At 68.7% G+C, this 18599-nt stretch carries 23 protein-coding genes; 14 read left to right on the top strand and 9 right to left on the bottom strand.

Annotation, left to right across the window (positions count from 1 at the left end; genetic code table 11):
* Positions 1-15: 15 nt before the first annotated feature.
* On the top strand, positions 16-786 hold the full coding sequence (locus RCP80_RS03545) for a deoxyribonuclease IV (RefSeq protein ID WP_308481035.1): 771 nt from the start codon (positions 16-18) through the stop codon (positions 784-786).
* Here the strand turns inward: RCP80_RS03545 and RCP80_RS03550 are convergent, their stop codons facing one another.
* Positions 787-1308: a DUF2771 domain-containing protein gene (locus RCP80_RS03550; RefSeq protein ID WP_308481036.1), complete on the bottom strand. Its 522-nt coding sequence runs from the start codon at positions 1306-1308 to the stop codon at positions 787-789.
* Positions 1305-2876, bottom strand: coding sequence for an MFS transporter (locus RCP80_RS03555; protein ID WP_308482685.1), 1572 nt, complete (start codon positions 2874-2876; stop codon positions 1305-1307). The genes RCP80_RS03550 and RCP80_RS03555 overlap by 4 nt, the downstream gene beginning before the upstream one ends.
* A gap of 203 nt (positions 2877-3079) precedes the next feature.
* Between RCP80_RS03555 and RCP80_RS03560 the strand changes: the two genes are divergently transcribed.
* Positions 3080-3943, top strand: coding sequence for a DUF3027 domain-containing protein (locus tag RCP80_RS03560; RefSeq protein WP_308481037.1), 864 nt, complete (start codon positions 3080-3082; stop codon positions 3941-3943).
* Here the strand turns inward: RCP80_RS03560 and RCP80_RS03565 are convergent.
* Both RCP80_RS03565 and RCP80_RS03570 read right to left on the bottom strand, forming a co-directional pair.
* Positions 3918-4376 (bottom strand): SRPBCC family protein, encoded by a 459-nt coding sequence (locus RCP80_RS03565; protein ID WP_308481038.1) that lies wholly within the window; start codon positions 4374-4376, stop codon positions 3918-3920. The two genes, RCP80_RS03560 and RCP80_RS03565, sit on opposite strands and share 26 nt — an antisense overlap.
* A gap of 37 nt (positions 4377-4413) precedes the next feature.
* Positions 4414-4674, bottom strand: a complete 261-nt coding sequence (locus tag RCP80_RS03570) for a DUF2530 domain-containing protein (protein ID WP_308481039.1) — start codon at positions 4672-4674, stop codon at positions 4414-4416.
* Positions 4675-4770: 96 nt separating this feature from the next.
* Between RCP80_RS03570 and RCP80_RS03575 the strand changes: the two genes are divergently transcribed.
* The 3 genes from RCP80_RS03575 to RCP80_RS03585 are packed head-to-tail and all read left to right on the top strand — an operon-like array spanning position 4771 to position 6308.
* Positions 4771-5202, top strand: coding sequence for an Rv0880 family HTH-type transcriptional regulator (locus RCP80_RS03575; protein WP_308481040.1), 432 nt, complete (start codon positions 4771-4773; stop codon positions 5200-5202).
* Positions 5199-6026 (top strand): TrmH family RNA methyltransferase, encoded by an 828-nt coding sequence (locus RCP80_RS03580; RefSeq protein WP_308481041.1) that lies wholly within the window; start codon positions 5199-5201, stop codon positions 6024-6026. Before RCP80_RS03575 ends, RCP80_RS03580 begins: the two co-directional genes overlap by 4 nt.
* 9 nt (positions 6027-6035) lie before the next feature.
* Positions 6036-6308, top strand: a complete 273-nt coding sequence (locus RCP80_RS03585) for a DUF2537 domain-containing protein (RefSeq protein ID WP_308481042.1) — start codon at positions 6036-6038, stop codon at positions 6306-6308.
* A 9-nt stretch (positions 6309-6317) separates the two neighbouring features.
* On the opposite strand, the gene sepH is transcribed toward RCP80_RS03585, so the two are convergent.
* Positions 6318-7106 carry a septation protein SepH gene (sepH, locus tag RCP80_RS03590; RefSeq protein WP_308481043.1) on the bottom strand — a complete coding sequence of 263 codons (789 nt, stop codon included), beginning with the start codon at positions 7104-7106 and terminating at the stop codon, positions 6318-6320.
* A 102-nt stretch (positions 7107-7208) separates the two neighbouring features.
* Positions 7209-8327: a phosphoserine transaminase gene (gene serC, locus RCP80_RS03595; protein ID WP_308481044.1), complete on the bottom strand. Its 1119-nt coding sequence runs from the start codon at positions 8325-8327 to the stop codon at positions 7209-7211.
* 208 nt (positions 8328-8535) lie between these two features.
* Here serC and RCP80_RS03600 point away from each other — a divergent pair, with 208 nt between their 5' ends.
* Both RCP80_RS03600 and RCP80_RS03605 read left to right on the top strand, forming a co-directional pair.
* Positions 8536-9564 carry an AurF N-oxygenase family protein gene (locus RCP80_RS03600; protein ID WP_308481045.1) on the top strand — a complete coding sequence of 343 codons (1029 nt, stop codon included), beginning with the start codon at positions 8536-8538 and terminating at the stop codon, positions 9562-9564.
* 11 nt (positions 9565-9575) lie between these two features.
* Entirely contained in the window at positions 9576-11252 is a 1677-nt protein-coding gene (locus RCP80_RS03605) for an FAD-dependent oxidoreductase (protein WP_308481046.1), read from the top strand.
* Here the strand turns inward: RCP80_RS03605 and RCP80_RS03610 are convergent.
* The gene (locus RCP80_RS03610; protein ID WP_308481047.1) at positions 11249-11698 is read right to left on the bottom strand and encodes a VOC family protein; all 450 of its coding nucleotides are present in this window, start codon (positions 11696-11698) and stop codon (positions 11249-11251) included. The genes RCP80_RS03605 and RCP80_RS03610 overlap by 4 nt on opposite strands.
* A gap of 58 nt (positions 11699-11756) precedes the next feature.
* Positions 11757-12875 (bottom strand): citrate synthase 2, encoded by a 1119-nt coding sequence (locus tag RCP80_RS03615; RefSeq protein ID WP_308481048.1) that lies wholly within the window; start codon positions 12873-12875, stop codon positions 11757-11759.
* A gap of 30 nt (positions 12876-12905) precedes the next feature.
* On the opposite strand from RCP80_RS03615, the gene pdxH reads away from it, so the two are divergent.
* From pdxH to arfC, 7 genes are all read left to right on the top strand, one after another.
* A complete protein-coding gene (gene pdxH, locus RCP80_RS03620; RefSeq protein ID WP_308481049.1) occupies positions 12906-13598 on the top strand; it encodes a pyridoxamine 5'-phosphate oxidase in 693 nt (230 codons plus the stop codon).
* A gap of 54 nt (positions 13599-13652) precedes the next feature.
* Positions 13653-14291, top strand: coding sequence for a TetR/AcrR family transcriptional regulator (locus RCP80_RS03625; RefSeq protein ID WP_308481050.1), 639 nt, complete (start codon positions 13653-13655; stop codon positions 14289-14291).
* A gap of 116 nt (positions 14292-14407) precedes the next feature.
* The gene (locus tag RCP80_RS03630; protein ID WP_308481051.1) at positions 14408-15718 is read left to right on the top strand and encodes a citrate synthase; all 1311 of its coding nucleotides are present in this window, start codon (positions 14408-14410) and stop codon (positions 15716-15718) included.
* A 14-nt stretch (positions 15719-15732) separates the two neighbouring features.
* Complete coding sequence (locus RCP80_RS03635) at positions 15733-16095, top strand: FKBP-type peptidyl-prolyl cis-trans isomerase (RefSeq protein ID WP_308481052.1); 363 nt, start codon at positions 15733-15735, stop codon at positions 16093-16095.
* A gap of 133 nt (positions 16096-16228) precedes the next feature.
* Positions 16229-17185, top strand: a complete 957-nt coding sequence (gene arfA / locus RCP80_RS03640) for a channel-forming protein ArfA/OmpATb (RefSeq protein ID WP_308481053.1) — start codon at positions 16229-16231, stop codon at positions 17183-17185.
* 12 nt (positions 17186-17197) lie between these two features.
* Positions 17198-17353, top strand: a complete 156-nt coding sequence (arfB, locus tag RCP80_RS03645; RefSeq protein ID WP_308481054.1) for a channel accessory protein ArfB — start codon at positions 17198-17200, stop codon at positions 17351-17353.
* Positions 17350-17763 (top strand): channel accessory protein ArfC, sunset domain variant, encoded by a 414-nt coding sequence (gene arfC, locus RCP80_RS03650; RefSeq protein WP_308481055.1) that lies wholly within the window; start codon positions 17350-17352, stop codon positions 17761-17763. The genes arfB and arfC overlap by 4 nt, the downstream gene beginning before the upstream one ends.
* 12 nt (positions 17764-17775) lie before the next feature.
* Here arfC and prrA read toward each other — a convergent pair whose 3' ends face one another.
* Complete coding sequence (prrA, locus tag RCP80_RS03655; protein WP_373693442.1) at positions 17776-18477, bottom strand: two-component system response regulator PrrA; 702 nt, start codon at positions 18475-18477, stop codon at positions 17776-17778.
* Positions 18478-18599: the final 122 nt, after the last annotated feature.

The following is an 18599-nucleotide window of genomic DNA, read 5'->3' on the forward strand; positions in this document are numbered from 1 at the left end:
GGATAGGCTCTGGGCATGGCTCTGCTAGGTGCGCACGTCGACTCCACTGATCCGCTGGCCGCCGCCGAGGCCCGCGGCGCGCAGGTGGTCCAGTTCTTCCTCGGCGATCCGCAAGGGTGGAAGAAGCCGCCGGAGCATCCGCACGCCGCGGCCCTGCGCGACAGCGACGTCGCGGTCTACATCCATTCGCCGTACGTCATCAACATCGCCTCGACCAACAACCGGATCCGGATTCCGAGCCGCAAGATCCTGCACCAGCACGCCGAGGCCGCCGCGGCCATCGGCGCCAAGGGGCTGGTCGTGCACGGCGGTCACGTCACCGCCAAGGACGATCCGCAGGCCGGAATCGAGAACTGGCGCAAGCTTTTCGAGCGCGCCGAGGAATCCGGTGGGTTTCCGTTGCCGATTCTGATCGAGAACACCGCCGGCGGCGACAACGCGATGGCGCGCCGATTCGACCGGCTGGCGATGTTGTGGGACGCCGTGGGCCAGTACGAGCCGGGATTCGTCTTGGACACCTGCCACGCATGGGCCGGCGGCGAGGAACTCGCCGACATCGCCGACCGGGTGAAGGCGATCACCGGGCGCATCGACCTGGTGCACGCCAACAACTCGCGGGACGCCTTCGGCTCGGGCGCCGACCGGCACGCCAACTTCGACTCCGGGACCTTCGATTCGGACCTGATCGCCTCGGTGTGCCGGGACGCCCGCTGCGACGTCATCATCGAGACCCCATCCGACGGTCACGCCGACGATCTGGAATTCCTGCGAAAGAGGCTGTCCTAGTCAGCTTTCGGGGTCGGCTTCGGTGCCCTCGCGCTGCTGCCAGACGGTGCGGACCGACCACTCGGCGTGCGGGATCTCCCGCAGCTCGCCGTCCAACTCGACCAGCGTCGGGAGCTGGACGGCGAATCCGGTCAGGCGGCCCCGCTGCGGATCCACCGTGGCGATGGTGACGGCGAGCTGCTCGCCGGGCGAGAACGTGTAGATCTGGTCCTGATCGATTTCCTCGTAGGCCAGGATCAGCCGCCAGGGTGCGGCGCCGATGGCCGCAGGTACCGAAAGCTGGACCGGGTCGCTGTGATTGACCGTCAGCTCGCCCTGGTGGCCGCCGTCCTGACAGTCGTTGAGGTCGACCACGTTGCAGTACAGGTACGGGCCCACGCGCTCCAGGTGGCCGTGGGTGAACGCGCTGATCTCCGGCAGCGACGGGCCGTCGTCGCGGGTCAGCACCCAGGCGCCCACCCCCGCGGCTGCGGCGACCAGCACCACCGCGACGCCGGCGAGCACGGTCAAGATCCTGTTCATTCGCGATATCCCGCCTGATATTCCGGCCGCGACAACCGCGACTCGGCACGGACGGCGCCGTCCTGCTCCACCATGACCGGGCGGTTGCCGCCGAGACCGGGGATCAACGAGGCGCCGTGGAAACTGAGCACGGTCTGGGCCAGGGCCGGGATCAGCACCGCGCTGATCGCGGTGAACCCGATCCACAGATCGGTGTAGACCAACACGCCGATGGCCCCGCCGAGCACCCAGGCGAGCTGCAGCACCGACTCGGAGCGGCCGAACGCGGAGGCCCGGGACTCCTCGGGCAGATCGTGTTGCAGTGACGCATCCAGCGAGGCCTTGGCGATCGCGCTCGCCCCCGAGGTCACCAGCGTGGCGACCGCCACCACCAGCAGGTTGCCGGTGAACGCCGCGAGCAGCGCCACGGCGGTGACCGCGATCGCGCAGCGCACCACCAGCACCGCCGGGCGCCCCAGCTTCAGCCGCGCCGCGGTGAAGTTACCGGCGAAGTTGCCCACCCCCGCGGCCGCGCCGATCAGCCCCAGGATGGCCAGCTGCTCCCAGCCGCTGGCGTCGTGCGATTTGGCGACGAACGCCGGATACAGGAACAGGAACCCGACCATCGCCTTGACCGTGCAGTTGCCCCACAGTGCGGTGATGACGTTGCGGCCCAATGGTTGTCGGCGGCGCAGCGCCTCGCCGTGCTGGTCGGAGTCGTGGTAGCTCAGGGTGGCCGGGACCTCGCCGGCGGTGACCTCCACCCAGCTCGGGATCTGCATCGACAGCCAGATCCCCGCGAGCGAGCCGGCCACCAACACGAACAACGCCCCGGGCAGGTGGAACAGCGTGGTCAGGCCGTACTCCACCCCGGCCGCGATGCCGCCACCCACGATGGTGCCGCCGAGCAGGCCGAACATGGTCAGTCGGGAGTTGACCCGCACCAGGTCGATCGACGGTGGCATCACCCGGGGGGTGACCGCGCTGCGCAACACCGTGAACGACTTGGACAGCACCATCATCCCCAACGCGCACGGGTAGAGCACCCAGGACGGGAAGCTGCCGGTGGCGGCGTCGTAGTTGGCGATCAGCACCACCGCCAGGACGGTGCGCAGGGCGAAGGAGCCCGCCAGCGCCACCCGCCGCCCGTGCTGCAGGCGGTCCAGCGCCGGGCCGATGAGCGGCGCGATGACGGCGAACGGCGCGATCGTGATCAGCAGGTACAGCGCCACCCGACTCTTGGATTCGGCGGTCGCCGCGGCGAAGAACAACGTGTTGGCCAGCGCCACGGCCATCGCGGCATCCACCGCGAAGTTGGCCACCACCGGCCACGTCAGCGCGGTCAGGCCGGACTTGTCGGCGCCGTCGGCAGTCGCCGCCCGGTGCACCAGCCCGTACATCCGGGTGCCCATCTCGCGGCTGCGCATGGCGGCCGCCCGGGTCACGGTGATGCGGTCGTCGTCGCGGCCGGTTGCCGAGGCGTCCGGTGGCGGCGTCGGGCGTCCGGTGCGGCGCTCGTCGTCCAGCGGCGGGAGGTAGCGGTTGCCGCTGGAGGCCGTGCGCGGCGGGTCGCTCGGATAGTTCGCCAGGCCGGGATGCTCGCCGGCGGGCCGCCCCTGCGCGCGCTCGGACGGGGTGCGCCGGACGCCTGGGCGGGGCCGTTGCCGGTCCCCGAACCGCTGATCATCTCGACGCCCGGACACGACGTCGATTGTTCCTTATTTCCTCGGACTAGCGCGCCAGTGGTGACCGGTGTGGCTGAAGCGCCGCTGCTGAGGCAGTATTGACGGCGATGGACAGCGCGACCGAAACCACCGAACGAGTTACAGAGCAGCCCGGCACCGAACACAGTGCCGAGGTGACCGAGGCCTTGGCGGCCGTGCTCAACGGCGCGGTCGACGCTGCCCGCGAGGCGGTCGAGGAGTTCAGCGGCGGCGCCGTTGGGGAGTATCTCGGCGTCAGCTACGAGGATCCGAGCGCGGCCACCCACCGCTTCCTGGCCACCCTGCCGGGCTATCGCGGCTGGCAGTGGGCCGTCGTGGTCGCCGCCTACCCCGGCGCGACCCGCGCCACCATCAGCGAGGTCGTCCTGGTACCGGGTCCGACGGCGCTGCTGGCCCCCGAGTGGGTGCCGTGGGAACAGCGGGTCCGGGTCGGTGACCTGGGCCCCGGTGACCTGTTGGCCCCGCCCGCCGACGATCCGCGGCTGGTCCCCGGGTATCTGCTCAGCGGTGATCCCGCGGTCGACGAAACCGCGGCCGAGATCGGCCTGGGCCGGCGTCGGGTGATGAGCGCGTGGGGCCGTGCCGATGCCGCACAGCGCTGGCACGACGGGGAATTCGGCCCCTCCTCGGCGATGGCCCGGTCCACCAAGCGGGTGTGCCGCGACTGCGGATACCTGCTGCCGATGGCCGGATCGCTGGGCACCATGTTCGGGGTGTGCGGCAACGAGTTGGCCGCCGACGGACGCGTCGTGGACTTCAGCTACGGCTGCGGTGCGCATTCGGACACCCCGGCCCCGGCCGGTGCGGGTTCACCGCAGTTCGACCCGTACGACGACGGCGTGCTCGACGTCGCGGCCAACCCCGACGCGGTGCCGTCGGACGAGGCCCCCGGTGAGTTCCTGGCGGCTAACCCCGTTCCGCCGCCGCTTTGATCCGCTCGAGCGAGGCGTTCATCCCTTCGATGAGTTCCTGCTCGAAGCTCGGCACGCCACCCATCAGCTTGTCGACGAGCAGATTCGACACCGCGGTGGTGCCGTTTTCGGCATGGCGCGACTCGACGACGCGGGTGCCGCCTCCCGCGGTCGGTTCCAGTTCGTAGCTCCACACCGTCCGGTTGGCGTCGACCTTGAACGCCAACTTCTGCTCCGGGACCACCTCGGTCACGGTGCAGGTGGTCGGCCAGAACAGGAACTTGCGGCGGTTGAGGTTCAGGGTGCGGGTGCCCGGTCGCACCGGTCCCAGCGGTTTCATCAGCCGACACTGCGGGCTCCACTCCGGCATTCGGCTGACGTCCGAGATCAGCTCCCAGACCTTGGGCAGCGGTGCGTTGATGTCGATTTCGGCTTGCAACAGGGGCGCGGCCATGATTACTCCTTCGGGTCGGCGACAACGAGTGGTGCGGTCAATCGGTGAGTCCGGTCTGCGCGCCGCGGGCCCCGCGGCGGGCGGCGCTGCGCTGCCACAGGAAGACCGAGGTGCCGATCACGCCGGTGGCCAGGCCGGCCAGGCAGATCGGTCGCCAATCTTCGAGTGCGGGCACGGTGAACGCCGCCACCGTAGCCGCCAGCCATAGCAACGCCCCGGCCGCGATGACGCGCCAGGGCTCGGTCAGTGCCGCCGGCAGCGGCGGTGGTGCGGGAGCTTCGGGTGGCACGGGGGGCATCGCAACCAACGTAACCGATCCCGCACCGCCACAACCAGGTAGACGGTCTGTCAATTGGTCGCTTGGCAATGCACCAGCTGAAGTATTGTTTCACGGGTGAAGGATGTCGACAGTCGGCTCGTGGGGGACCTTTCGCTCGCGGTGATCCGGCTGGCCCGGCAATTGCGTTTCCGGCGCCCCGATTCGCCGGTGTCGCTGTCCCAGCTGTCGGCGTTGGCGACGCTGGAAAAAGAAGGTGCGATGACACCGGGTGCGCTGGCGATCCGCGAACGCGTCCGTCCGCCGTCGATGACCAGGGTCATTGCGGCGTTGGCCGAGACGGGCCTGGTGGTGCGCACCCCGCACCCGGTCGACGGCAGGCAGGTCCTGGTCTCGGTCTCCGACAGCGGCTTGGAGCTGCTGTCGGCCGAGCGGCAGGAGAGCCAGGCCTGGCTGCAGCGCCGGGTGGCGACACTGAACTCCGATGAACGTGCGGTCCTGCTGCGGGCAGCCAATCTGATGTCGGTCATCGTCGACGAAAGCGCGTGAGCGTCAACGTCATTGACGTCGACCACCCGGGCGATTCGCGGTTGGACGATTTCCGCGACCTCAACTCGGTGGATCGGCGCCCGGATCTGCCCACCGGGCGTGGGCTGGTGATCGCCGAGGGCGTGCTGGTGGTCCAACGCATGCTGGCCTCCCGGTTCGAGCCGCACGCGCTGCTGGGGACCGCGCGCCGGCTCGACGAACTGCGGGCCGACCTCGACTGCCCGGCGAATGCGGCCATCCCGTACTACCGGGTCACCGCCGAGGTGATGGCCGACGTGGTGGGCTTCCATCTGAACCGGGGCGTGTTGGCGGCCGCGCGTCGGCCCGCGGCGTTGACGCTGGGCGAGGTGGTCGAGGACGCTCGCACGGTCGTGGTGCTGGAGGGGGTCAACGACCATGAGAACCTCGGGTCGATCTTCCGCAACGCGGCCGGGTTGGGCGTCGACGCGGTGATCTTCGGAACCGGCTGCGCCGACCCGCTGTATCGGCGCGCGGTGCGGGTCTCGATGGGCCATGCGCTGCTGGTGCCGTTCGCCAGGGCGCCGCGCTGGCCGGCGGACCTGCAGGCGTTGCGCGACGGCGGTTTCCGGCTGTTGGCCATGACCCCGGGTGCGGGTTCGGTGCCGGCGGCGCAGGCCATGGCCGAGGCCACCGGAGACCGGGTGGCGATTCTGGTCGGCGCCGAGGGCCCGGGCCTGACCGAGACCGCGATGCGGGTCAGCGACGCCCGGGTGCGCATCCCGATGGCCCGCGGCACCGATTCACTCAACGTCGCCACGGCCGCGGCGATCGCGTTCTATGAGCGGGTGCGGGCGGGCGGTTAGGGTGCCACCGTGACTGAGGAACCCACCCCCTGGGGCACCGGGCTGACCGCGGCGGCCTTCGCCGCGGCCGTCATCGCGGCCGCGATCGTGGTGTTGAGCCTCGGCTTGATCCGGGTGCACCCGCTGCTGGCGGTGGGCCTGAATCTGGTGGCCGTCGGCGGGTTGGCGCCCACGGTGTGGGGTTGGCGCCGGATTCCGGTGGTGCGCTGGTTCGTCCTGGGCAGTGCGGTCGGCGTGGCCGGCGGCTGGCTGGGGCTGCTGGCGTTGGCCGTCGGGGGTTGAGCGAGCGCCTCAGCGGTCGCCGCTGGAGCGCACCCCGAGCAGGACGTCTTCCCACGCGGGCACCGCGGGCCGGGACCGCTTGGCGCGGGCCGGGCGGGCCTCCTCGGCGGGCCGGGTCGGCTCGGGTGCCGGTGCGGGCGCGGCCGGGGTTGGCTCCGGGTGATCGAAGGCCAGCTGCGCCAGCGGGGCGACCGGACGCAGGGGCCGGTCGAAGTCGGGATCGATCAGCTCGGTGGCGGTCTCATCGAGTGCGGTGACGGTGCCGCCATGCGCGCCGGGGACGTAGCGGAAATGCGCGACGTTGTCCGAGCAGCCCGCCTTCCAGGCCAGCTGCACGGTCCAGCGGCCGTCCTCGTTGCGCCACGAATCCCAGGTGGTGGAGTCGGGGTTCAGGCCGCGGTTCACCAGCGCCGTGGTGACCGATTCGAGCAGCGTCAGGACCGATGGCCCGTCGGTGAGCACCGGATGTGCGGCGGTCGCCAGTTCCGCGGCCCTCGAGCGTTCCAGCAGCACGGGGTGGGCGAAGCGCTCGATCTTGGCCGGATCCACCCCGCTGGCCTCGGCCAGCTGCTCGACGGAGGCGCCGGCACGGATCCGGGATTGAATCTCCTTGGGACGCAACACGCTTCTGACCTCGATTTGTGTCTGGCCGGCCTGCGCGGCGTCGCCGCGCACCGCCGCGCGGAGCCGGTCGTCGACCCGCAACCGGAACTTGCTGGGCGTGCCGGTGGCCTCGTCCTCCTCGCAGAGGATGTGCCTGCCGTCGACATCGAGTCCAACAACCTTCAGATCTCGCATGTCGACCTCCTTGGGATCACCGAGCCGGACCCGCTTGGAGCGGACCTTACTGCAGCCCGATCGTTATCCGGGCGTGACACGCGGGCCCGACCGCGATCGGCGTCAAAGCCGCTCGACCACCCAATCGACACACGCGGTCAGCGCGCTGACGTCATCAGGGTCCACGGCCGGGAACATCGCGACCCGCAGCTGGTTGCGCCCGAGCTTGCGGTACGGCTCGGTGTCGACGATGCCGTTGGCCCGCAGGACCTTGGCGACCGCGGCCGCGTCGACCTCGTCGTTGAAGTCGATCGTGCCCACCACCTGCGAGCGTAGCGCCGGATCGGTGACGAACGGCGTGGCGAACGAGGTGCCCTCCGCCCAGGAATACAGCCGTTGGGATGAGTCCGCGGTGCGCTTGACGGCCCAGTCGAGTCCGCCGTTGCCGTTGAGCCAGTCCAGTTGCTCGGCCATCAGCAACAGCGTCCCGATCGCGGGGGTGTTGTAGGTCTGGTTCTTCAGGCTGTTGTCGACGGCGATCGGCAGCGACAGGAATTCGGGCACCCAGCGGCCGGATTCCTTGATCGCCTCGACGCGGGCCAACGCGGCCGGCGACATGATGGCCAGCCACAGGCCGCCGTCGCTGGCGAAGTTCTTCTGCGGGGCGAAGTAGTAGGCGTCGACGTCGTTGATGTCGACGGGCAGCCCGCCGGCGCCGGAGGTGGCGTCGATGACGATCAGCTTGTCGGCAGCGCCTTCTGGCCGGGTCACCGGGACGGCGACGCCGGTCGAGGTCTCGTTGTGCGCCCAGGCGATGACGTCCACCGACGGGTCGGACTGCGGCCGCGGCGCCCCGCCCGGATCGGCCTTGACGATGATCGGCTCGCCGACGAACGGGTTCTTGGCGACCGCGGATGCGAACTTCGCGCTGAATTCGCCGAAGGTCAGGTGCAGTGAGCGCTGATCGATCAGACCGAAGGCGGCGGCATCCCAGAACGCGGTCGAGCCGCCGTTGCCCAGGATCACCTCGTAGCCGTCGGGAACCGAGAACAGCGCCCGCACGCCGTCGCGCACCCGGCCCACCAGGTTCTTCACCGGGGCCTGGCGGTGCGAGGTCCCGAACAGCGCGGCACCCTTGCTGACCAGCGCCTCCAGCTGCGCATCGCGTACCTTTGACGGTCCACACCCGAATCTGCCGTCGGCGGGCTTGAGGTGGTCTGGAATCGTCAACTGATCAGCCATGGCCACCAGCGTAGACAGCGCCCGATGGCTGGTCGATGCGGGCTTCGGGAGGGAAAGTGGGTACCCCATGAGGGCCGCCACCCAGCGGCGTTGAATGTGGTGTAGGGCACATCGGATTGGCGTCGGTGCGGGTATGGAGTTTTGGCGATACCTGCGGTACCGTTGATGGACATCTAGCGCCCCGATGTAAAGCTTCAGGGAGGCTCACATGGCACGTACGAAGATGATTCGACGGTGGCGTCGCAACATGGAAGTTCGCGACGACCAGCCCTATGTCGACATGCTCACCACACTGTCCGAGGGGTCGGTGCGGCGAAACTTCAATCCGTACACCGACATCGACTGGGATTCGCCGGAATTCGCCGTGATCCCCGACGACCCGCGCTGGGTACTGCCCGCCACCGATCCGCTGGGTCGGCACCCCTGGTACCAGGCCCAGCCGGTCGCGCGGCAGATCGAGATCGGGATGTGGCGCCAGGCCAACGTCGCCAAGGTGGGTCTGCACTTCGAGTCGATCCTGATCCGCGGGCTGATGAACTACGCGTTCTGGGTGCCCAACGGCTCCCCGGAGTACCGCTACTGTCTGCACGAATCGGTCGAAGAGTGCAACCACACCATGATGTTCCAGGAGATGGTGAACCGCATCGGCGCCGACGTCCCCGGCATGCCGCGGCTGCTCAAGTGGCTCTCGACCTTCATCCCGCTGGCCGCGGGCCCGCTGCCGATCGTGTTCTTCTTCGGTGTGCTCGCCGGCGAGGAGCCCATCGACCACACCCAGAAGAACGTCTTGCGCGAGGGCCGCAACCTGCATCCGATCATGGAACGGGTGATGGCGATCCACGTCGCCGAGGAAGCCCGGCACATCTCGTTCGCCCACGAGTACCTGCGCAAGCGGGTGCCGATGATGCGGGCGCGCAAGCGGTTCATGCTCTCGCTGCACGTCCCGATCATCATGCGGACGCTGTGTTCGGCGATCCTCAAGCCGCCGCGCAGCTTCTGGCGGGAATTCGACATTCCCAAGTCGGTCAAGCGCGAGGTGTTCTTCCGCTCGCCCGAGGCCCGGCAGATGCTCTCCGAGGTCTTCGCCGACGTGCGGATGCTGTGCCACGACACCGGGTTGATGAACCCAATGGCGCGGCTGATGTGGCGGATCTGCAAGATTGACGGCGAACCTTCCCGTTACCGCAGCGAACCGCGGCGGGCGCACCTGCCGACTGTCGAGAAGATTCCCGCCTAACCGGAGGTCGGATGCCCCACGTCATCACCCAGTCGTGCTGCAGCGACGGGTCGTGTGTTTTCGCCTGCCCGGTGAACTGCATCCATCCGTCCCCGGATGAGCCGGGGTTCGCCACCACCGAGATGCTCTACATCGATCCGGCGGCCTGTGTGGACTGCGGCGCGTGCGTCAGCGCCTGCCCGGTGGGTGCGATCGCCCCGGAGTCACAGCTGACGCCCGCACAGTTGCCGTTCATCGAACTGAACGCCGGCTTCTACCCGCCGCGCGCGGAGGGCGAGAAGGTGCCGCCGACCTCGAAGCTGGCGCCGGTGATCCCGGCGCCGGAGGTCCGCACCGGCGGTACCCCGCTGACGGTCGCCATCGTCGGGTCCGGGCCGGCGGCGATGTATGCCGCCGACGAGCTGCTGACGCAGCCGGGGGTACGGGTCAATGTCTTCGAAAAGCTGCCCACCCCTTACGGTTTGGTGCGCGCCGGGGTCGCCCCCGACCATCCCAGCACCAAGGGCGTGACCGAGCTGTTCGACCGGGTCACCCGGCGCAAGGGGTTCACGTTCTTTCTCAATGTCGAGGTCGGCCGGCACCTGCGGCACAGCGATCTGCTCGCGCATCACCACGCGGTGTTGTACGCGGTCGGGGCGCCCAACGATCGCCGTCTCGACATCGACGGCATGCAGTTGCCCGGCGCGGGGACCGCCACCGAACTCGTGGCCTGGATCAACGGCCACCCCGACTTCACGGATCTGCCCGTCGATCTGGGGCACGAACGCGTCGTGGTCATCGGCAATGGCAACGTCGCCCTCGACGTGGCCCGGATCCTCACCGCCGACGCCGACGACCTGGCCCGCACCGACATCGCCGACCACGCCCTGGCGCGACTGCGCGACTCCCGGGTGCGGGAGGTCGTCATCGCGGCCCGGCGCGGACCGGCGGACTCGGCGTTCACGCTGCCCGAGTTGATCGGGCTGACCGGGGTTGCCGAGGTGGTGCTCGAACCGGGCGACCAAGACCTGGTGCAGCGCGACCTCGCGGCGTTGGGCGCCGGCGCCGAGCACCGCCTGACCCGCGCCAAGCTGGAGATCCTGAGCAAACTCGCCGGCAGCGACTCGCCGGTGACCAAGCCGCGCATCCGGCTGGCCTATCGCTGCACCCCGTCCCGGATCGAGGGGACCGACCGGGTCAGCGGAATCGAATTCATCCGCACCGGAACCGACGAGACCCGCCGCCTCGACGCCGGTCTGGTGCTGACGTCAATCGGCTACCGCGGCAAGGCTATTCACGATCTGCCGTTCGACGACGACCTGGGTGTGGTGCCCAACGACGGCGGCCGGGTGCTGGGCGCGAGCGGCGCCTACGTGGCCGGCTGGATCAAGCGCGGCCCGACGGGGTTCATCGGCACCAACAAGTCGTGTGCGTTGCAAACCGTGCAGCAACTCGTCGCCGACTACAACGACGGGGTGCTCGCCACGCCGGCCGGTCGGCCCGACGCGCTCGCCAAGCTCGTGCAGGCCCGCCAACCCGACGTCGTCGACCTGGCCGGGTGGCGCGCCATCGACGCCGCCGAGGTCGAACGCGGTCAGGGGCAGCGGCCGCGCAGCAAGTTCACCGATGTGGCGGCCATGCTCGCGGTCGCCGCCGCGGCGCCGAAACCGTCGTTGCGCCGGCGTCTTCTAGCTGGCCTGCGGGGTTAGCTCGCGTTCATATGCGCGGCGATGTCGGCCGGGGCCACCTCGCGCACCGATTCGGCCAACGACCACTGATGGCCGAAGGGGTCACGTACCAGGGCGTACCGATCGCCCCAGAACTGGTCCTCCGGTTCGGCGACCGCGGTGGCACCGGCGTCGACGGCGCGTTTGAACCGACCGTCGACATCCGGTCCGTGCAGGTGCAACGTCACCGACGCGCCGCCCAATGCCGTCGGGGTCATGGATTTGCCGCCGGATGTTTCGGGGAAGTCGTCGTTGAGGAAGACCGGGTGGCCGTTGATCGTCACGCAGGCGTGAATGATCTTGCCGTCGGGGCCCGGCATCCGGATCTCCTCGGTGGCGTTGAACGCCCGCACGTAGAAGTCGATCGCGGCGGCGGCGTCGTCGACCACGAGGTGCGGTACCAGCATCGGGGTGTTGTCGATGGTCATCATGACCTCCTGGGTGGATGTAACAGTCGCAACTACTGACTGCGGCCACCGACAATTCTCATCGCTGGGCGAGCAGATCCCAACCCTCGACCTGCTGCGGACGCCGCGGCTCGGGGCCGACATAGATCGCGGCGGGGCGCACCAGCTTGCCCAGCCGCTTCTGTTCGAGGATGTGCGCGCACCAGCCCGCGGTGCGGCCGCAGGTGAACATCGCCGGCATCATCCTGGCGGGCACCCCGGCGAAGTCCAGGATGACCGCGGCCCAGAACTCGACGTTGGTCTCGATGGGGCGGTCCGGTCGACGCTCCCGCAGTTCGGCCAGTGCGGCCTGCTCCAGCGCCGCGGCCACCTCGTAGCGCGGGGCGCCCAACCGCTTGGCGGTGGCCCGCAGCACGCGGGCCCGGGGATCCTCGGCGCGGTAGACCCGGTGACCGAAGCCCATCAGCTTCTCGCTGCGGTCCAGGATGCCCTTGACGACGGCCGCGGCGTCGTCGTTGCGTTCGACCTCCTCGATCATGGGCAGCACCCGCGCCGGCGCGCCGCCGTGCAGCGGGCCGCTCATGGCTCCGATCGCCCCCGACATCGCCGCGGCCACATCAGCGCCGGTCGAGGCGATCACGCGGGCCGTGAACGTCGACGCGTTCATGCCGTGTTCGGCGGCCGACACCCAGTAGGCGTCGATGGCCTCGACGTGGCGGGGATCCGGCTCACCCTGCCAACGCGTCATGAATCGCGCGGTGACCGTGGCGCACTCGTCGATCACGCGCTGCGGAACGGCCGGCTGGTAGATGCCGCGCGCGGACTGCGCCACATACGACAGCGCCATCACCGACGCCCGGGCCAGTTGGTCGCGGGCGGTGTCGTCGTCGATGTCGAGCAGCGGCGCGTAGCCCCAGATCGGGGCCAGCATCGCCAGTCCGGCCTGGACGTCCACCCGGACGTCGCCGGTGTGGATCGGCAGCGGGAAGGGTTCGGCGGGGGACAGGCCGCGGCCGAACCGGCCGTCCACCAACAACGCCCACACGTCGGCGAAGGTGACCCGCTCGCCCACCAGGTCCTCGATGTCGACCCCGCGATACCGCAGGGCGCCGCCGTCCTTGTCGGGCTCGGCGATCTCGGTCTCGAATGCGACCACGCCTTCCAGCCCGGGGACGAAATCCTTTGGTCCTGCAGTCATGATGCAGATTCTCGCACTAGCGTTGTTCGCATGGTCGAGGCGGAGGGTGCACGCTCGAGGTCGACGCGCGTCGAATCCGGCTCGGTCGAGAAGGACGCCCACGCTGATCTCGATGTGGACTGGCTGGGCGAGGACCCGGCGACCGGCTGGCTCACGTTGCTGCGCAACTGGATCACCGATGCCGAACGGGCCGGACTCGCCGAACCGAACGCGATGGTTCTCGCCACCGTGCACGCCGGGAAGCCGGTCTGTCGATCGGTGCTGTGCAAAAGCGTCGAGGCGACCGGAATCACGTTCTACACCAACTACAACTCGGCCAAGGGCGCCGAACTCGCCGAGACACCCCAGGCGGCCGTGACCTTCCCCTGGTACCAGCTGGGTCGGCAGGTGCATCTTCGCGGATCGGTCCGCAAGGTCAGCGCCGACGAAACCGCCGCGTATTGGTCCAAACGTCCGCGGGGATCGCAGCTGGGTGCCTGGGCCTCGCAACAATCGCAGCCGATCGCCTCCCGCGCGGTCCTGCTCGAGCGACTGGCCGAGGTCACGGCGCGGTTCTCCGGCGCCGCCGAGGTCCCGGTGCCCCCGCATTGGGGCGGCTACCGCATTGCCCCGGAGACCGTGGAGTTCTGGCAGGGCCGCCAAGACCGGATCCACAACCGCATCAGGATCGTGCTGGACGCCGCACTGCCGGCCGGGGCCTTGGTTACCCGGCTGCAGCCCTAGCGATCGACGAATGGACCATGCGCAGGCGCGCGAGCCCCGCTAGCATTCCAACTTGTGGGGGGAGCCAAGGCGGGCACCGCCGTGGGCCTACGGGAACGCAAGAAACGTCGCACGCGCGCGACGTTGATCGAGGCTGCGGTCCAGCTGTGCCTGGACCAGGGCTACGACAACACCACCGTCGAGCAGATCGCGGCCGCCGCCGAGGTGTCGCCGCGCACCTTCAGCCGGTACTTCGCGACCAAGGACGCGGTCGTGTTGACGTTGCTGGAGGACCTGGTCGACCTGGTGCACGACGAGTTGGCCACCATCCCGTACGAGGTGCCGGTGCTCGAGGCGCTGCGGCGCGCGCACGTCCACGTGCTCGACGCGGTGGGTTCCGGCAGCGTGACCGGGGTGTCGAGCGAGCGGATCGCGCTGATGCTGCGGATCCTGAATTCGACGCCCACGCTCAAGTCCGCAGCCACCGAATTCACGCCTCGTGCCACCCTCGTCGCGTTGGCCGACCGGTTGGGGGTCGGCGTCGAGGATCGCCGGGTGGCGCTGGTGGCGGGCATCTGGGCGACTATCATCGTGACCGCGTGCGGGGACCTCAACGCCGACCGCGACGGCCTCAAATTGGGCCCGGATTTGATGGTGAAGCGCATCTGCGAGGTCTTCGAACAGTTCGCCGGGCTCACCGTCGGGCTGGGCTAGCCAGTCCCGAAAGAGGGGTCAACGGCAACCCCCCGCAGGCAGACCGCGACCGTAGCGACTACCTTGCCTTAGTACGGACAGCACTGCCGCTGCCTACGAGCGCAGAAGGGGTTTCAGTGGCCAGCAACTCGAGTCAAGATTCAACACTCGAAACCGCCACCCTGAAGTATCCGGGTGGAGAGATCGACCTGGACATCGTGCCGGCGACGGAGGGATCCGACGGAATCGCACTCGGGTCTTTGCTGGCAAAGACGGGTTACACCACCTTCGACGGTGGTTTCGTCAACACCTCCTCGACGAAGTCCGCGATCACCTACATCGACGGCGACGCCGGCATCCTGCGGTATCGGGGCTACCCGATCGAGCAGCTCGCCGAGAAGTCGACGTTCATCGAGGTCAGCTATCTGCTGATCTACGGCGAACTGCCGACCAAGGACGAGCTGGAATCGTTCACCAACAAGATCCAGCGGCACACCTTGCTGCACGAGGACCTCAAGCGGTTCTTCGACGGCTTCCCCCGCAACGCGCATCCGATGCCGGTGCTCTCCAGCGCGGTCAATGCGCTGAGCGCCTACTATCCGGATTCACTGGATCCGTTCAATCCGACGCAGGTGGAACTTTCCACCATTCGGCTGCTCGCCAAGCTGCCGACCATCGCCGCCTATGCCTTCAAGAAGTCCGAGGGGCAGCCGTTCCTGTACCCGGACAACTCGCTGACGCTGGTCGAGAACTTCCTGCGGATGACCTTCGGCCTCCCGGCCGAGCCCTATGAAATCGACACTGAGATCGCTCGCGCCCTGGACATGCTGTTCATCCTGCACGCCGATCACGAGCAGAACTGTTCGACCTCGACGGTGCGGCTGGTGGGTTCCTCGGAGGCCAACCTGTTCACGTCGATCTCCGGCGGCATCAACGCGCTGTGGGGCCCGCTGCACGGCGGCGCCAACCAGGCGGTGCTGGAGATGCTGGAGAAGATCCGCAGCGAGCACACCGACGTCCGCGAGTTCGTCAAGAAGGTCAAGAACCGCGAAGACGGCGTCAAGCTGATGGGCTTCGGCCACCGCGTGTACAAGAACTACGACCCGCGCGCCCGCATCGTCAAGGAACAGGCCGACAAGATCCTGGCCAAGCTGGGTGGCGACGACGAACTGCTGGGCATCGCGAAATCGCTCGAGGAGATCGCGCTCACCGACGACTTCTTCATCGAACGCAAGCTGTATCCGAACGTCGACTACTACACCGGGGTCATCTACCGGGCGATGGGCTTCCCCACCCGGATGTTCACGGTGCTCTTCGCGCTCGGTCGGCTGCCCGGATGGATCGCGCACTGGCGGGAGATGCACTCCCAGCCCGGCAAGATCGGCCGGCCGCGCCAGATCTACACCGGTTACACCGAACGCGACTACGCGGCCATCGACGGCCGCTGAGGAGGGGCACTGCGATGACGACAAAACCCGAGATCGAGTTTCCCGAGGGACCCGCGCCGGGCGAATTGGTCATCGAGGACCTGGTGGTCGGCGACGGTGCGGAGGCCGTGCCCGGCGGCACCGTCGAGGTGCACTATGTCGGCGTGGAATTCGACACCGGCGAGGAATTCGACAGTTCGTGGGACCGCGGCCAGAGTATTGAATTCCCGTTGCGGGGACTCATCCAGGGCTGGCAGGACGGCATTCCGGGAATGCAGGTCGGCGGACGCCGCAAGCTGACGATCCCGCCAGCTCAGGCCTACGGCCCGGCCGGCGGCGGGCATCGGCTGTCCGGCAAGACACTGATCTTCGTGATCGATTTGCTGGGCGTGCGATAGCGCGACAGCGCTAAACACCCGAGGTGCCTTCGGGTTTGATTTCGGGCCAATCGGCCCGCCGGTGGGTGTCGTTGTCCTAGGCTGAAAAGCTGCTCAGCTGAGCGCAGCCTGACGGTGCAACGATGGAGGTCCCATGCCGGATCCCGACGAAACCCGAACGATAACCGGGTGGAAAACCGCATCGCGGCTCTACCGTCGGTCGCCGGGTCTGGGATGGTTGCTGGCGTTGTTGGTGGTCCCGTTGCTGTTGGGACTGCTGGGCTGGGGCGTACTCGACAACTCCGGCGAGGATCTCGATCCCGAGGCGGCCACCCCCGAAGTCACCGTGCCGGGCCGGCCGGCCGCGTTGTCAATCATCAGGAACGGCAACGACATAACGCTGTCGGGGGAGATACCCAATGCGGCGGCGAAGACCGAGCTGCTCGACCTGCTCACCTCGATCCACGGACCCGACGTTAACCTCGTCGACAACCTCGACATCGCGGCCGGCGTCCTCGAACCTAATCTGCCCGGCCTGCACGCTGTCCTCGGGGCCGCGGCCGAAATCCCGGATTTCAGCTGGACTCTCAAGGGCACCAACCTCACGCTGAGCGGGACCGCACCCAGTGAGCAGGTCCGGTCCGCGGTCGAGGCGGCCGCCACCTCGGCATGGCCAGATGTCAACGTCACCAACCGGATTCAGGTCACGGGTGGCCCGCCCGGCGCCCCGGTACCGGCTCCCGGCGGTGACTGCGCCAATCTGCAGGCCGATATCACCGCGCTGCTCGACACCCCGGTCACCTTCGAGACCGACGGCACCAGCCTGACCCCGCCCAGTGCGCAGCTGTTGAGCCGGATCGCCGAGAAGATCACGGCGTGCCCCGAGGTCCGGGTCTCGGTGGACGGATACACCGACAACAGCGGCAACGACGCCATCAACGTTCCGTTGAGCACCAATCGCGCCAAGGCCGTGGCCGACTTCCTGGTCGCACGCGGCGTCGCCGGCAACCTCGTCACCTCGCAGGGCCACGGCTCGGCCAATCCGATCGCCGCCAATGACACGGCCGAGGGGAAAGCTCAGAACCGCCGCGTCGAGATCACCGTCAGCTAAGGAGAATTCGAGATGGACTTCGTCATCCAATGGTTGTGGTATCTGCTGGCATTCGTCCTCGGCTCGCTGGTGGCCTGGCTGCTCGCCGTGGTCACGGTGCGGCGCACCAGCGAGCGGGAGGCCCTGGCCGCCCTGCCCGGCTTCCGGGAGTCGGGAGCACCGCGATGAACCACGCCAACGGGTGGCTGCTGGTCGTGGCGTTCGCGCTGGGGGTGGTGCTGACCTTCGCGTTCATGATTCGCCGCGTCACCCGGGAGGTGCCGGTGTACGGCCCGCTCGGGCGCGGGCCCGCCGTCGACAGCGCCACCACCGCCGCCACTGCCCCGGCGTTCACGCTGGCCGGCACCGGGGATTTCGAGATCGCCGACCTGGAGCCCTACGGCGACGGCTCGGTGCGGCTGGAGCGGGGCAGCCAGACCGGGCCGCCCGGCTATCCCATCAAGGGCAACGAGGACTCGATGCGCTACCACACCACCGACAGCCCGGCCTATGCGCAGACCATGGCCGAGGTGTGGTTTTCCGATGAGGAGACCGCCACCAGGGCCGGCTTCGAGCCCTGGCAGCAGAATCAGGAGTAGACGCCCGACTCATTACTGCGTGCGCAGCACGAATCCCACGCCGCGCACGGTGTGCAGCAGTCGCGGCGCGCCGCCGGCCTCCAGCTTGCGACGCAGATAGCCGATGAACACGTCGACGACATTGGTGTCGGCGGCGAAGTCGTAGCCCCACACCAGTTCGAGCAACTGCGCGCGGGACAGCACCGCGGTCTTGTGCTCGGCCAGCACGGCCAGCAGGTCGAATTCGCGCTTGGTCAGATCGACGTCGACGCCGTTGACCCGGGCCCGGCGACCCGGGATGTCCACCTCGAGTGGGCCCACCTGAATGGTCTCCGAGGAGAACGTCGCGGTGGCCCCGCGCCGGCGCAGCAGCGCCTTGACCCGCGCGACCAGCTCGGCCAGCACGAACGGCTTGACCAGATAGTCGTCGGCGCCCGCCTCCAGGCCCGCGACCCGGTCGTCGACCGAGCTGCGCGCCGACAGCACGCAGACCGGCACGTCGTTGTCCATCGCGCGCAACGCGGTGACCACGCTGACCCCGTCGAGGATCGGCATGTTGATGTCGAGCACGATCGCGTCCGGCCGGGTCTCGGTGGCGCTGCGCAGCGCCTCGGCGCCGTCGACGGCGGTCGAGACCTCGAATCCGGAGAGCCGCAGGCCACGCTCGAGCGATGCCAGCACGTCGGCATCGTCGTCGACGACCAACACCCGGGGGGAACCTGCAGCACTGTCCATGGCCCCAATTTTGCCTGATCATTGCCCGCGATCCGCGCAGGCGCCTTGACCTCAACATTCGTTTGGGTTCTACGGTAGGGGTCATGACCGCGATCCGGGCGCTGCCGCAGCCCGCAGGATTT

Origin of the sequence: Mycolicibacterium sp. MU0053, assembly GCF_963378095.1 — a bacterium.
In the GTDB taxonomy this organism is placed as follows: Bacteria; Actinomycetota; Actinomycetes; order Mycobacteriales; family Mycobacteriaceae; genus Mycobacterium; species Mycobacterium burgundiense.

Excerpts from the sequence above, each read along its gene's own strand:
- prrA (WP_373693442.1), bottom strand. The coding sequence starts at position 18,477 with ATGGACAGTGCTGCAGGTTCCCCCCGGGTGTTGGTCGTCGACGACGAT.
- sepH (WP_308481043.1), bottom strand. The coding sequence starts at position 7,106 with ATGCGAGATCTGAAGGTTGTTGGACTCGATGTCGACGGCAGGCACATC.
- RCP80_RS03545 (WP_308481035.1), top strand. The coding sequence starts at position 16 with ATGGCTCTGCTAGGTGCGCACGTCGACTCCACTGATCCGCTGGCCGCC.
- arfC (WP_308481055.1), top strand. The coding sequence starts at position 17,350 with ATGAACCACGCCAACGGGTGGCTGCTGGTCGTGGCGTTCGCGCTGGGG.
- RCP80_RS03610 (WP_308481047.1), bottom strand. The coding sequence starts at position 11,698 with ATGACCATCGACAACACCCCGATGCTGGTACCGCACCTCGTGGTCGAC.
- arfB (WP_308481054.1), top strand. The coding sequence starts at position 17,198 with ATGGACTTCGTCATCCAATGGTTGTGGTATCTGCTGGCATTCGTCCTC.
- RCP80_RS03605 (WP_308481046.1), top strand. The coding sequence starts at position 9,576 with ATGCCCCACGTCATCACCCAGTCGTGCTGCAGCGACGGGTCGTGTGTT.
- pdxH (WP_308481049.1), top strand. The coding sequence starts at position 12,906 with ATGGTCGAGGCGGAGGGTGCACGCTCGAGGTCGACGCGCGTCGAATCC.
- RCP80_RS03570 (WP_308481039.1), bottom strand. The coding sequence starts at position 4,674 with ATGCCCCCCGTGCCACCCGAAGCTCCCGCACCACCGCCGCTGCCGGCG.
- RCP80_RS03615 (WP_308481048.1), bottom strand. The coding sequence starts at position 12,875 with ATGACTGCAGGACCAAAGGATTTCGTCCCCGGGCTGGAAGGCGTGGTC.
- RCP80_RS03635 (WP_308481052.1), top strand. The coding sequence starts at position 15,733 with ATGACGACAAAACCCGAGATCGAGTTTCCCGAGGGACCCGCGCCGGGC.
- RCP80_RS03600 (WP_308481045.1), top strand. The coding sequence starts at position 8,536 with ATGGCACGTACGAAGATGATTCGACGGTGGCGTCGCAACATGGAAGTT.
- RCP80_RS03565 (WP_308481038.1), bottom strand. The coding sequence starts at position 4,376 with ATGGCCGCGCCCCTGTTGCAAGCCGAAATCGACATCAACGCACCGCTG.
- RCP80_RS03550 (WP_308481036.1), bottom strand. The coding sequence starts at position 1,308 with ATGAACAGGATCTTGACCGTGCTCGCCGGCGTCGCGGTGGTGCTGGTC.
- serC (WP_308481044.1), bottom strand. The coding sequence starts at position 8,327 with ATGGCTGATCAGTTGACGATTCCAGACCACCTCAAGCCCGCCGACGGC.
- RCP80_RS03560 (WP_308481037.1), top strand. The coding sequence starts at position 3,080 with ATGGACAGCGCGACCGAAACCACCGAACGAGTTACAGAGCAGCCCGGC.
- arfA (WP_308481053.1), top strand. The coding sequence starts at position 16,229 with ATGCCGGATCCCGACGAAACCCGAACGATAACCGGGTGGAAAACCGCA.